This window comes from Cognataquiflexum nitidum (genome assembly GCF_022538055.1).
GTDB lineage: Bacteria > Bacteroidota > Bacteroidia > Cytophagales > Cyclobacteriaceae > Cognataquiflexum > Cognataquiflexum nitidum.
This window is the reverse complement of the sequence record NZ_JAKZAM010000004.1, coordinates 165,381-179,937: the sequence shown is the minus strand read 5'-3', so window position 1 is coordinate 179,937 and position 14,557 is coordinate 165,381. Positions and strand designations below refer to the sequence as shown.

At 41.3% G+C, this 14,557-nt stretch carries 7 protein-coding genes; 5 read left to right on the top strand and 2 right to left on the bottom strand.

Annotation, left to right across the window (positions count from 1 at the left end; translation table 11 throughout):
* Window positions 1-22: 22 nt before the first annotated feature.
* On the bottom strand, window positions 23-3,463 hold the full coding sequence (locus MMU07_RS04095; protein ID WP_241124566.1) for an ATP-binding protein: 3,441 nt from the start codon (window positions 3,461-3,463) through the stop codon (window positions 23-25).
* A gap of 128 nt (window positions 3,464-3,591) precedes the next feature.
* Between MMU07_RS04095 and sucD the strand changes: the two genes are divergently transcribed.
* The gene (gene sucD, locus MMU07_RS04090; protein ID WP_241124565.1) at window positions 3,592-4,473 is read left to right on the top strand and encodes a succinate--CoA ligase subunit alpha; all 882 of its coding nucleotides are present in this window, start codon (window positions 3,592-3,594) and stop codon (window positions 4,471-4,473) included.
* Between the two features lie 138 nt (window positions 4,474-4,611).
* Here sucD and MMU07_RS04085 read toward each other — a convergent pair whose 3' ends face one another.
* A complete protein-coding gene (locus tag MMU07_RS04085; protein ID WP_241124564.1) occupies window positions 4,612-4,881 on the bottom strand; it encodes a hypothetical protein in 270 nt (89 codons plus the stop codon).
* Between the two features lie 705 nt (window positions 4,882-5,586).
* Between MMU07_RS04085 and MMU07_RS04080 the strand changes: the two genes are divergently transcribed.
* The 4 genes from MMU07_RS04080 to MMU07_RS04070 all read left to right on the top strand — a co-directional run bounded on the left by MMU07_RS04080 (window position 5,587) and on the right by MMU07_RS04070 (window position 14,337).
* A complete protein-coding gene (locus tag MMU07_RS04080; RefSeq protein WP_241124563.1) occupies window positions 5,587-7,257 on the top strand; it encodes a tetratricopeptide repeat protein in 1,671 nt (556 codons plus the stop codon).
* 540 nt (window positions 7,258-7,797) lie between these two features.
* A complete protein-coding gene (locus tag MMU07_RS04075) occupies window positions 7,798-12,339 on the top strand; it encodes a MopE-related protein (protein ID WP_241124562.1) in 4,542 nt (1,513 codons plus the stop codon).
* Window positions 12,340-12,460: 121 nt separating this feature from the next.
* A complete protein-coding gene (locus MMU07_RS21695) occupies window positions 12,461-12,586 on the top strand; it encodes a hypothetical protein (RefSeq protein WP_255737230.1) in 126 nt (41 codons plus the stop codon).
* Between the two features lie 155 nt (window positions 12,587-12,741).
* Complete coding sequence (locus MMU07_RS04070; RefSeq protein ID WP_241124561.1) at window positions 12,742-14,337, top strand: phytoene desaturase family protein; 1,596 nt, start codon at window positions 12,742-12,744, stop codon at window positions 14,335-14,337.
* The last annotated feature ends 220 nt before the right edge of the window (window positions 14,338-14,557 follow it).

Below are 14,557 nucleotides of genomic sequence, written 5' to 3'. Positions count from 1 at the left end.
AAGTTTAAATCATTTCCAAAAATCATTTTTTACCTAAGGGAAGTATTATAACTACCTTAGTCCCCTTTTGCTTGGCACTTTTTATGTCAATACTTCCACCAAGAATATCTACGAGATTTTTGGTAATGGTAAGACCCAAGCCTGTGCCTTCATAAATTCTGCTGTTTCCCTTACTTTCCTGCTCAAAGGGTTTGAACAAAATCTTCTGAAAATCTTCGCTCATACCTATTCCCTGATCAGAAACAGTAAGTTCAATATTTTCCTCATTTCCTTTTAACCTGACTGAAATCATTCCTTTATCAGAATATTTGATGGCATTGCCTACAAGATTATTAATTATCATCTCAAAGTATCTTTGGTCTATCAAACCCTTCAAAGGCTGCGTTTCATATTTTACAGAGAGTAAAAGACCTTTTCTGACAGCAAGTCCTTTAAGAGGCAAAAGGATTGTGGCCAAAAGGTCATTGATATTGGATTCCTTGTAGACCACCTCCAGTTTTTTTGCCTCGATGCGGGAAAGGTCAAGGATGCTGTTGATTGTACTCAATAGCCGTTCCCCTGATTCCTGAATGATCTCCAATTGGGAAATCAGATTGGGATCATCTTTTCTCTGCAAAATGATGTTCTCGGTACTTCCCAAAATCCCGTTGAGCGGGGTACGGATTTCATGGCTTATGTTGGATAGAAAGTTGGATTTAAGCTTGTTGGCCTCTTCAGCTTTCTCCTTTGCAATTTGAAGCCCCATTTCAAAAGCCTTTTTTTCAGTAATGTCTCTGAAAACAGTCAAAATCAAAGGATCCCCGGCATAGTCAGATTTTAACCTCGCAACATAAAGTTCTATTTCTTTTGTTCCTCCTTTTAAGGGCATTGGAAATTCAAAAGTCATACCCTTATTTTTATCCTTATTGATTGCTTCTTGGATAATAGTTTTTTTGCTTTTGTAAAACCCCGGGTCAGAAAAAAGATCAGACACAAAACCGTTTTCAAGTTCTTTTGCTGAAACTGAAACCAAACGGGCAAGACTTTGATTGATAGCTATGATTTTTCCTTCATCGGTCGAAAGCATCAATCCATCCTTGGAACTGTTCCATACATTCCTAAACTGATCCTCGGTATTAAATACCTCCTTGATTTTTTCATCAATAGTCTTTTTTAACAATCCTTGCTTTCTTAATGAATTGAGCAAGGTATTGAATAAAAATCCAATAAGGAGAAAAACAAAAAGTACTAAGATCACAAACCAAGCCTGAAGGTAAACAGGCTTTAAAATCCTGAATTCCTCAGAAACAGCCTCCGTCGAAATAAAATCCCCGTCAATACCAGCCTGAAGAAGTAATTTGTAACTTCCTGCAGGCAGGTTGTTAAATGTAAGCACATTGGTCCTGGGATTTACAATTTCTACCCAATCATCCTGAAAACCCTCAAGCTTGTACCTGATTACAAGTTTATCGGGCTGAAGAAATGTGACAGCCCTGAAAGCAATTTCGATGTTATTGATTCCAAAGGGAATTTTTTTCAAGTCCACTTCCCCTTTGTCGGTTCCAAGGACCTTGACAGAAACAACTTTAACAAATGGATAATTTATTCTTTCAATGTTTTCTTCAGGGATAAAAACTGAAAGTCCCTTGCTCGTCCCAATCCATATTCGGTTATTTTCACCTTCTATGAGCGCACCCCTATTTGCTTCTAAACCAGACAGCCCACTGATTTCAGTATAGTGATCAGATTTCCCATCTTTAATCCTAAAAACGCCCTTATCAGTGCCTACCCACAAAAAACCTGTTGAATCTTTCAAAAGTGAATATACAGGCCTGTCTATGATCCCATCATCTGTTGTTAAGAAATTAAGCTTGCCTTCACAATATTGTTTTAGCCCATTTTCTGTGGCAAGAATCAAGCATCCGTTTTCTTCTTCCACAAAATCAAATCCCACCGCGGCAACAAAGTCACCAGCTTCAACCAATCCCTCATCAAAAGAAGCATTTCCCCCCTGCATTAAAAGAATCCTTCCATCCTTCAATTTGCCTGTCTTCCGAACAAAAATCTCCTTTTGACCCAGCTTTTTCACAACATCTTCTGTAATATTATTTTTGAAATGTGAGGACATACTGTTACTGATAGAGGAAAGATATAAATCATCCCGGGCTCCTATGTACAGACTGTCACCTACAACCCTTACTGAGGTTACAAATTTTTGGCCCGGACTGACAACAAATTCGACATTAGAGGTCTTTGGGTCAAATCTCCCCAATCCCTTGAGATTGGAAGAAATCCAAACAATTCCATTTCTATCTCTGTCAAAATTGGTTATCCTGAACTTTGGATGACCTACAAGACTATTGTATCCATAAATGGTCTGAATCTTCCCATCATTTGACCAGACCTGCAACCCATTATTAAATCCAATTAAATACCTAGACGAATCCAATCTGATGACAGCTGTGACTTCATCATCCAAAAGGGATTTTGAACTGTAATTGATGAATCGGAGAGAGTTGATGTTGGCCAATCCACGGTTGGTCGCTACCCACTTGATACCTTCCCTGTCTACCAGAAAGCTGAATATAAAATATGCTTTCAAAACATCATAGGAATCTATTTCGAGGCTTTTGTCCAGTTTAGGATCAAATTTATAAAGCTGTGAATTGTAGTTATAATAAACCCTTCCTTCAAAAACCTGCAGATGACTGAAGTCGAGAACGCTGAAAATCTCCCTTTCAAAATTTTGTCTCAAAATTTTCTCCGGAGAGTGGTAAAATTTACCATAAGCTAAAAAATCTAGCCCCAAAAAATAGTATCCGTCAGTGACCTCATCGAAGGCAATATGTTGAACTTTGGCAGGCAAGTCAATCCCTTGAAAAATAAAGGGCCTGAGTTCACCATCACTAAATATAAATGATTGGTATCGGAAAAGGATCAAAATACCTTCTTCGGTAAATAGGTCAGATTTGTATACTCCCGAATCGATAAAATCAAAATCCTGAGAAGTCCATTCCTTGTCATTTTCTTTTCTGAAAAATAATTTTTTCTCTGTGAACAAAAGGTATTTCCACCCTTTGTTTGTCTTTTTTGGTAGAAAAAGCAAATGATTTTGGAAATTGTCTAGGGGAAGGTTTTCTCTCAGGTCAAACTCTTCCCATTTCCCATCATTGAAAAAAAAAGCTTTTGGTTCTTTGGTCAAATTGCTTACCCAGATTTTATCTTCTTCATCCCTAAAAATCCTGACTTCGTTACTGAGTTGATTTTGAACTTCACTTGGAATGGGATAAGTGAAAAATCCATCAGAATAAAAGATCCCCAGTGAAGTATTGAACCAGATTAGACCCTCTTTGTCCTGAATCACCTGATAAATGATATCCGAAGGCAGTTCTACACCTTTGATCTGATCGTTAAACTGAAAGGTTTGAGAAAAGCCCTTTTGCCCGATCAAAATAAAGAAAATAAATAGAAATGCTTTTTTCATGAGGGTACCGTACGCCGTCTAAATTAGAAAAAGATACTGATAGTGTAAATTAATTGGATATTGTTTCCCTTTTCTTTTTGTGGACGGGGTTTATCCTTTATTTTTGTGCAAACTATAAAAATCGCAGCATGAGTGTTTTAGTCAATAAAGATTCCAAAATAATTGTGCAGGGCTTTACCGGTTCGGAAGGTTCTTTTCACGCACAGCAAATGATCGAATATGGAACCAACGTCGTTGGCGGTGTGACTCCGGGTAAAGGTGGCACATCCCACCTGGAGAAGCCGGTTTTTAACTCGGTAGAAGAAGCTGTCCAAAAGACAGGTGCAAATACCTCGATTATTTTTGTTCCGCCGGCATTCGCTGCTGATGCCATCATGGAAGCTGCAGACGCAGGGATCAAAGTCATCATTACCATCACTGAAGGCATACCTGTGGCAGATATGATGAGGGCAAAACCATATATCAAGGAAAGAGGCGCTACGCTTATCGGACCTAACTGTCCGGGTGTAATCACTCCGGGAGAAGCCAAAGTGGGCATCATGCCGGGCTTTGTCTTCAAAAAAGGCAGAATCGGAATTGTTTCCAAGTCAGGGACATTGACCTATGAAGCAGCAGATCAAATCGCCAAAGCAGGTCTCGGTGTATCCACTGCCATCGGTATCGGTGGAGATCCTATCATCGGGACGTCCACCAAAGACGCTGTTCAGCTGTTGATGGAAGACCCTGAGACGGATGCCATCGTCATGATCGGTGAGATCGGGGGAAATTACGAAGCTGACGCTGCAAGGTGGATCAGGGCAAACGGCAACAAAAAACCGGTAGTAGGATTTATTGCCGGACAGACTGCACCTCCGGGACGTAGAATGGGTCACGCAGGTGCCATCATCGGTGGTGCTGACGATACGGCAATAGCCAAAATGCGCATCATGGCCGAAAACGGAATCCATGTAGCTGAATCTCCTGCTGAGATCGGTGCTGTGATGGCGAAGGTATTGGGAGTTACAGCATAATCAATATAAAAAATTTGTAATCTGATATTTATTGATATTGGATATTTGGAGATTAAAAAAACCGTTCTGATTGATTTCAGAACGGTTTTTTGTTTTGATAAAAATTGGTGCTGAGTTCAAAAAAGAATTCCAGACAACTTATTCTTCTACGATATTCAAGCCATGTTTTTTCTCAAAAGCATTTCTCTTCAATTCAAATCTCTCCGCCTCGGCATTGACCATGTCCAACGATTCATTATATCGGGTAAATAATTCGCCGATATTTTTTTCCATTTCTCCAAAATTAAACTGCATGGCATCCACCTGTAACTGGGAGGCTTTTTCCACCATGGCGATCTGACTGTTTTTGAGATCTTCCAACAACATCAAAGCCCTATCCATTTTTACTAATTTCTCTCTGTTATCCATACTATTTGATTTTTTCAATAAATTATACAATAACCATTCCTAAGTGATATTAAAAATTGTTTTTGTTTTAAAAAATAAAATCAAGACAGGAGAGGAAGAACTTTGATATTTTCTTAAAGCCGAAACTTAACAGCATGGTGATTTCTACGAAATCCTAGGGTTTGAAAGGTGATATCTTTAAAATTTTTTTCTAGGCTGATTATTTTAAAAAGTGTGGTATGTAATCTCTAGCTTATCTCAATTGAAACTTTTCTCATTGATATCTTGGCTCTGGATATTCTGATTCTGAACAAGTAATTTCTTTTGAAGCATTTAAAATTGAAAAGTCAATGGTTCCGATAATTTACTTATTTTAGCTTTTAATTATCAAAAATTTCATTGCCAAACTGGATTAAATCTGTTTTTTTATGGATGCCTGTTTCTTTTTGTATGCCACCTGCTTAGAAGCAAACCCCCACATTAAACGTGACCGAACGATTAATTTGCTGTTGTCTGATAGCCCATCACCTGATAGAACAGGTGAAATATAGGCTTGGTATTAAATTCTTTAAAATGTTTGCACTGTTTATGAAAAAACTGAGAGATCACTTTTCCAAAATCTGTTTTTTATTATTTCCAGGATTTTTTTCTCCCGTATTGGCACAGGAACCCGAAAAGCTTGGCCTTGATCCCGAGAAGTGGGCTATCGAACTAAGTAAAAATAAATTGAATGAAGTGAACAGCTTGGGAAATTTGATGGAGCAATTGATTGAAGGGGATAGTCTTCAGACAATTCAGTTTTTAGATTCTCTTGAGAGGTCGCCGAAGGCAAAGGGAAATTATTTCAAAACCTATTTTTGTATGGTGAAGTCAGATGTTCTCTACGAAAAATTTGCCGGATACGACAAGTATAAGGACCGCAGTTCAGTAGCATTGATCCCCATCAAGGAACAGTTGATGGAACTCTATGCCGATGCTCTTGATGCAGCATTTTATACTGAGGATGATTTACTGATTGGGTGGGTGAATTTTTATTCCGCTCGCCGAATTCTTTCTTTTGGAGAAACAGGTTGGGCGGTGATGTACACAAAAAACGGGGTGGATCTTTTTGAAAAGATAAATTATGCTGTTGAGCCTCCGGTTTACACAGACCTGGCAGCATTGCTGCACCAGGTAAAGGAATATGATGAAGCTATTATTTATGCAAAAAAAGGAATTGCAGCATGGAAAACCCGTGATTTTGAAGAGAGTTATGAGGATCCTTACAAATACAAGGTAAATGCCTTAACAACAATTGGAAGCAGTTATTATAATAAAAATGAGTATGACTCTGCTACTTTTTACTTGCAATATGCATTGCAATTAGCAACAGATAATAAGGATACGGTTTTGGCAGGAAAGGTATCTGGCAATATCGGCAAGATAATCTATGCACAAAGTCAATATGACTCAGCATGGGCCCTATTCAAAACCGATTACCATTTCAGTATACTCGATAGTGCTTATAACCAAGCAGCCAACGCATCGCAATGGATGGCCAAGGCAAATCTGGCGAGAGGAAATATGGAGGCTGCCCAAGCTGATGCAATGGAAGCCCTTCGCCTATTAAGCCTTTGGCCCAGCGCCCAATATCGACGGGATACATACTATACCCTCAATCAAATACATAGGGCAATGGGAAACTATGATAGTGCATTTTATTTCACAGACCGCTACATATTACTGAATGATTCACTGGAAAAACAAGTGGCTACAAGCAGCCTTGCTATCTCAAAAGCAAGATTAAACAGTGAAGAAAGTCGTTTCAAAATTCAAAAAATAAATAAAGAAAAGGAGAAGCAGCTATTTATCAGAAATAGTTTGATCGCGGCCATCTTTGCTGTGTCCATGATCGTTTTATTGATCGTTAGCAGAGGACGGTTAAATGATAAGTTGGAATTAGAAAAAGCAGAAAAAGCAAAAATGCTGATGGAACAGGAAATTCAAACAGCAAGGGAACAAATAAATAACTTTACCTCTCATATCGTTGAGAAAACCAGCCTAATTGAAAAGCTGGAAGAACAGTTGAGTGGTAATAACGTGACCTCCAAACAGCAAATGCTGGTTGCCGAATTAAGCCGGCAAACCATACTCACAGAGGGGGACTGGTTGAAATTCAAATCACTTTTCGATAAAATATATCCTTCCTTTTTTCAGAAGCTCAAAAAAACCGCACCCGATATCACCGTAGCGGAACAGCGGATGGCTGCACTTACACGCATGCAATTGACCAGCAAACAAATGGCTGCCATGCTGGGAATCTCAGTTGACAGTGTACATAAAACCCGGCAACGCTTACGGCAGCGCCTTCAATTCAGTTCTGACACGAATCTCGAGGAATACATTTCGGGGATCTGATGCCTTCCAAGCTTTATAAGGCAAATAAGCCGATCTTACGACTGGTGTATTCACTTATAAGTCATTGATTATAAATTTTTTATACTTTTTTCTGTCCGGTACTTGTCCGGTACTTTTAAGCTTTTCACATACACATGTCAGTATTTTGTCGCCTTAAAAACTTTGTTCGTCCTGAAATTACTTTCTTCTTGTTGCATGACAATTTATTGGATGGAAGTATGGAAAAGAAAGATTGGATACTCTTAGTATGGATTATCGCAGTCCTGGTCCTTATCCTTTTTGTGTATTTCATTTTCGAAAAGCGAATTGAAGCGATACCGGATCATATCAAGTGATAGATGCCGATATCCAAATTGTCATCGCTTTGTCGGCCGAAAAAGCCGGGTTGTTTTAGAGGCTTAGTGCTTTTTTAGGATGAAGGGTTAAATAAAAAGGACAGGTCATATTAAGTGCCTTTTTTAAAAAAATTGACAAGCATTTAGATAAATAATTTTAATGATAAACATTTCGGTTTACAGCCGAACATAAAAACCAGAAAGTATGAAAACAATTTTACTCTTTTTCTTATGTCTTATTGGCCAATCACTTTCGGCCAAGACTATTACAGTTACCAATGGGAATGATGCAGGCCCGGGAAGTTTTAGAAATGCCTTGGAACAGGCACAGCAGGGAGATGTAATTGAGTTTTCCGGCGTTGATGAGGTGACTCTTTTTTTTTTCCTTGCCATCAATGAGAGTGTGACCATCCAAGGAAACGGCACCACCTTGAGGGCTAATTTTTCGCCCATTATGAAGGTAGCGACAGGTGCCACTGTTCGTTGGGAACGGTTTAATTTTAATATCCCCTCAACTTCTTTCGCCCAATTGGCTTCCCCTAGAAAAGCCAAGGTGATATTTGAGGCTTGTAGTGGCCAATGGGAAAATCAAAATATATCAAATAGCTCTAATCCGACCGAAGGCCAAAACGCTGTTACGTTGGAGGAAATACCAGAGGAAGGTGGAATTAATTATTTTGTTATAGTTGATCCTGGATTTGGAGGCGGTGGAGGTGGTACTGTACCTTGTACTGCACCTTCTCTCCCAACCGGCACCCTTGCGATTACCAACAGCACCTGTGGAGCCAATTGTGCATTAACCATCGGAAGTATTTCACTTGGCAATGTAAGCGGCTCAGGCGGCACGCTGCAATTTTCTACAGACAATGGCACAACTTGGAACAGTACCCTGCCTACCTACAATCAAACAGCTCAAACCATATTGGCAAGCGTACTTTCATCAACCGGATGCCGCAGTGGGTCTTCTCAGGTGGGTGTAACCAATCCCGGAACCTGCATAACACCTGATGCTCCAACCGGAACCCTTGCGATTACCAACAGCACCTGTGGAGCCAATTGTGCATTAACCGTCGGAAGTATTTCACTTGGCAGTGTAAGCGGCTCGGGCGGCACGCTGCAATTTTCTACAGACAATGGCACAACTTGGAACAGTACCCTGCCTACCTACAATCAAACAGCTCAAACCATATTGGCAAGCGTACTTTCATCAACCGGATGCCGCAGTGGGTCTTCTCAGGTGGGTGTAACCAATCCCGGTACTTGTCCAATAAATACTTTTTATCTCGATGCAGACGGAGATGGTTTTGGTAACCCTTCTGTTAGCATACAAGCCTGTTTAGCACCTGAGAATTATGTGACCAACAATACCGATTGTGATGACAACAGATCAGATATTAATCCCAACACTGTGTGGTACGAAGACAGGGATGGTGATGGATACCCTAGTAACCGAACATCAACCGGTTGTAACCTACCACTGTTTTCTTATGGCGGTATCTTCTCCACAACCTTTACCCCAGGAAAGCTCGCTTCAGAGTTGGCAGGATTGACGCTGGATTGTGATGACAACAACCCAGAAATCAACCCGAAGACATTATGGTTTCTCGACACCGATGGTGATGGTTATTCATCTTCCATATTCATACCATCACCTGAAGGGTCTTGCTTGCCTCCACAGGATGGCAGGAACTATATTTTCAACCCAAAGGGTACTGACTGCAACGACAATGATCCAACAAACAATCCTGAAACTGTTTGGGTACAAGATGCTGACGGTGATGGATATTATATAGGTGAACCATTTATTGGATGTTTCTTTATTTTTCAACCAGGGTATGTTCGAAAAACCAATCAGCAACCTGGAGATTGCGATGATAACAATCCTGCCATCAATCCAGGGGCAACAGAACTATGTGATGGAATTGATAATAACTGTAACGCACAAATTGATGAAGGGGGATCAACCACCTTTTACCGCGATGCGGATGGAGATGGTTTTGGCGACCCTTTTGTAACAATACAAGCCTGCTCAATGCCTGAAGGACATGTAGCCAACAATACCGATTGTGATGACAGCAGATCAGATATTAATCCAAACACTGTGTGGTACGAAGACAGGGATGGTGATGGATACCCTAGTAACCGAACATCAACCGGTTGTAACCTACCACTGTTTTCTTATGGCGGTATCTTCTCCACAACCTTTACCCCAGGAAAGCTCGCTTCAGAGTTGGCAGGATTGACGCTGGATTGTGATGACAACAATGCATCGGTTAGCCCGGGTACAGTTTGGTATAAGGATGCCGACAATGATGGATTCAGTGATGGCACAAGTCAGCAAAGTTGCTTCCAGCCTTCGGGATATAAACGCGTAGGAACAGTAGCGACGGGCGGGGATTGTGATGATAGTGATGAAACAATTAACCCAAATACCAGATGGTATCCGGACTTTGATAATGATGACTATAGTACAGGTAATTATATTGTACAATGCGAACGACCTGAAAACCATAAACTACAGAATGAATTAATAGCCATTGTTGGGGATTGTAATGATAACAATGCAGCTCTAAATCCGAATACCTTGTGGTTTAAAGACCAAGATGGCGATGATTATACCAATGGTCAAACCATAAGGCAGTGTTCAAGGCCGGAAAATTATAAGCTGCAATCCGAATTAACCAATCTAGCTACTGATTGTAATGATGGAAACAGCGAAATCAATCCTTCCACAATATGGTACAAGGATGACGATGACGATGGCTACAGCGATGGTACAATCCTTACACAGTGTACACAGCCGCAGGGCTACAAACTTGTAGGGGAGTTAACTGCCACTAGTGGAGATTGCAATGATAATGATGCCGCTATCAACCCCGGCGCAACCGAAGTCTGCGGCAACGGAAATGATGACGACTGCAACCTAGCTACAAGCGATGTATGTATACTGCCAGATACAGATGAAGATGGGGTACCTGACGGGGAAGACTGCGCACCAAACGAGGCCACAAAGTATCGTAACGGAACTTTCTTCATTGATATAGACAATGATGGTTATGATAACGGCCGAGCTGAAATATGTTATGGCGAAGAAATACCTGATGGGTATAAAGACACCACACTTGGTTCCGATTGTGATGATACCGATGCGACCATAACGGTGACCCGCACCTGGTTTCAAGATGCAGACAATGACGGCTACAGCAACGGAAACACCTTGACGCAGTGTACCCGCCCTCAAGGCTACAAACTCTCATATGAACTAACCGCTACAACCGGAGACTGCAATGATGACAATTCTGCTATCAACCCTGATGCAACCGAAGTATGTGATGGAGTCGATAACAATTGCAACGGTCAGACAGACGAAGGCTTCCCCGATAGCAACAACAATGGTGTAGCAGATTGTGTGGATCCCGATAATGACTTGATCAGTTTCTCCCTCATCAATGCAGGAACGAATTCGGTTATCATGGAGCTGACAGACGGTCTTCAGATCAGCCAAAACCAGGTTCAGGGACTGAGTCTGAATGTCAGAGCGAATACCAATCCAACAGTGGTGGGAAGTGTTTTCATCACCATCTCCGGTCCTGTGAACCGAACAATAACTGAAAATGTGGAACCATACGCGCTGTTCGGAGATAGAAATGGAAATTATAACGGAAGGATTTTGCCTGTTGGCAACTATATCCTGACGGCTACTCCCTATTCTCAATCCAAAAGAAGAGGAACTGCAGGTTCGACCACTACCATCAGGTTCTCCATTGTCCCTACACCTGCCCCAGTGACAGGAATAACGGTTACACCTTCGACCTCTTCACTCCAAGTTGGAACCACCATTCAGGTGAATGCAACAGTAACGCCTTCCAATGCGACCAATAAAGCGGTGGTATGGTCTACTTCCGACCAATTGGTGGCAACGGTAAATTCATCCGGTCTGGTAACTGCAATAAGCCCGGGAGAGGCAACAATAACTGCCACGACACAGGATGGGAATTTCTCTGCAACTTCCCAAGTGAATGTAACCCAAAGTGCCCCGCCGTTGACCATCTCAGGCTTTACACTGATCAATGCAGGTACCAATGGGGCTATCATGGAGCTGACAGACGGTATTCAGATCAGCCAAAACCAGGTTCAGGGACTGAGTCTGAACATCAGGGCGAACACCAATCCATCAGTAGTGGGTAGTGTTTTCCTTAGGATCTCCGGCCCTGTAAACCGTACAATAACTGAAAATGTGGAACCATACGCGCTGTTCGGAGATAGAAATGGAAATTATAACGGAAGGATTCTGCCTGTTGGCAACTATATCCTGACGGCTACTCCCTATTCTCAATCCAAAAGAAGAGGGACCAAAGGCTCTACTTTGACCATTAAATTCTCCATTACCTCGGAGGCTTTCAGAACGAATGGAACGCATTCGGAATCGGACGAATCTGAGAATCCTCAAGAGAATGCTGATGTGATGGAGAAAGATCCTCAGGCGAGGGATCTCCCAAGGGTTACAAGAATGTATCCAAATCCTGTCTCAGACATTATCAATCTTGAGCTTTCGGGACAAGTAGAAGAGCAAGTAGAAGTCAGCATTTTCGATCTGAAAGGTGTCCGGTTGTTTAACCAGGAGTTTGAATCAGAAAATGGTAAACTGGTCTTGGATATTTCTAATTTAGGATTGAAACCGGGAATGTTTATCCTCATGTTAAATACCAACGGATACCCTCATACATTTAAGTTCCTGAAAAAATAAGCTGAAAAGTTGCAAACCTAAAAACCAGCCTCCAAAGTCAAGTTTTGATATTGGAGGCTTTTTTTTGTACAAATGGCTCAGGAAGTACAATCACTTAACTGATGTACAAAAAAGAAAACAAATGTCCCGGCTATGGCCCACAGCGGGTCGATTGGTGAAGATTTCCCAAAAAGTCGAGCCAGTCGCCATCATGGACATCCTAGTATTGGAAAGCCTCAAAGAAGGAAATACCATTCATAAAAAGTAGAATAACAGGATATTTGAACCGAATGATGTGTAGCAGGTAAAAAGAGTAGCTCGTGGAATAAGTTCTCTTCGTTGCTCATTCCCTCTCACACAGTTTAAAGAAATTTCTACTGCTATATCTTTCTATTGCACTATATTTAAGTAAAAAGCCTGATCATGCGCAATTTCCCTTCCTACAAACAAAGTAAACCTTCCGGTCAGTATGACGCCATTGTCATTGGTTCGGGACTGGGCGGGCTTACCGCGGCTGCCCTACTTTCCCAACACGGCCAAAAAGTGCTGGTACTTGAAAAACACTACACCATCGGAGGTTTTACCCATGTTTTCAAAAGAAAAGATTATGAATGGGATGTGGGCATTCACTATGTCGGCGATATGCACAATAACCAAAAACTTATGCCGCGCCTTTTCCAGCACATCACTCAAGGGAAATTACAGTGGAAAGACATGGGGGAAGTGTATGATAAGATCGTTTTTGAGGATAAAACCTATGATTTGGTGAAAGGCCGAAAAAATCTTGTTGCCAAACTAAAATCAGATTTTGATACTCCTGAAGACCATGCTGCCATTGACCGCTACATGGAGGCAGTGAAAAATGTAATTGTAAGCAGCAAAGATTTCTATAGCATGAAAGTGGTTCCCGGATTGGTCGGGAAATGGCTTCGCAAATGGACTTCAAAAAAATTCCATAAATTCTCGGATATCAGCACCCTGGAAATGCTCCGTACTTTCACGGACAATGAAAAACTAATCGGGGTACTTTGTGGCCAATACGGAGATTATGGTCTTCCTCCTGCGCAAAGCAGTTTTGCCATGCATGCCATCCTGGTCAATCACTATTTCAATGGAGGGTACTTCCCTGTGGGTGGATCGGCCAAAATTGCCGAAAACATCTATCCCCAAATCACAGCAGGAGGTGGGGATGTGTATTCCAATGCTGAGGTGAAGGAGATTATTTTCGAAGGAAATAAGGCAGTAGGCGTGCGCATGGCAGATGACCATGTGCTGAAAGCTGACCGCATCATCAGCAATGCAGGAGTATTTAATACCTTTCAAAAGCTCATCGACAAGCAGCATCCGCTTTATCCCAAACTGGAACGTCAATTTGATGGCTTGCGTGCTTCCGTGGCACATATATGTCTGTATATCGGATTGAAAAAAAACAGCATAGAATTACAATTGCCCACTTCCAATTTCTGGATTTACCCTGGCTACGACCACGATAAAACGGTGCGGGAATACCTCGCCAATCCGGATGACAAGCCGTTTCCCGTAGTCTATATTTCCTTTCCTTCGGCCAAAGATCCGGATTGGGTAAACCGTTACCCCGGGACTTCCACCATAGAGATAATCTCGCTGGCTCCGTATGAGTGGTTTAAAAACTGGGAAGATACCCGTTGGGGAAAAAGAGGGGAAGATTACAATGCCATGAAAGAGAAATGGTCCTTGCGGTTATTGGAAAACCTCTACAGGCAACTTCCCCATTTAAGGGGACAGATAGATTATTACGAGCTTTCCACGCCTCTATCCACTAAAAATTTTACAGGCTACCAATCAGGTGAAATATATGGGCTCGAACACAGTCCTGAAAGATTCCGAAATGAATACCTTACTTCACATACTCCTTTTAAAAACCTATACCTGACCGGGCAAGATATTGTTTCCTGTGGGATCGGAGGCGCGCTTATGAGCGGTCTGATTACTTCATCCGCTATTTTGAGGAAAAACCTTATTAAAAGTATTATGAGATGAGGATAAGTACTTCTTTGGGAGCATGGCAACAAATCAACTAAGTTGAGAACAAGAAAAGAAGCAGAGAATTTCAGATTTCAAAGTCAAGGAATTTGTTTTTAGCAGCATTTAATACTTTAAGAACTTCTATCATCCTATTTTGAAATTTTCCAATCTTCCAATCCACCACGGCGGACAAGTTCTTTCAATTCCTTACCTTTGCGGCTTCAATTTCTTTTCC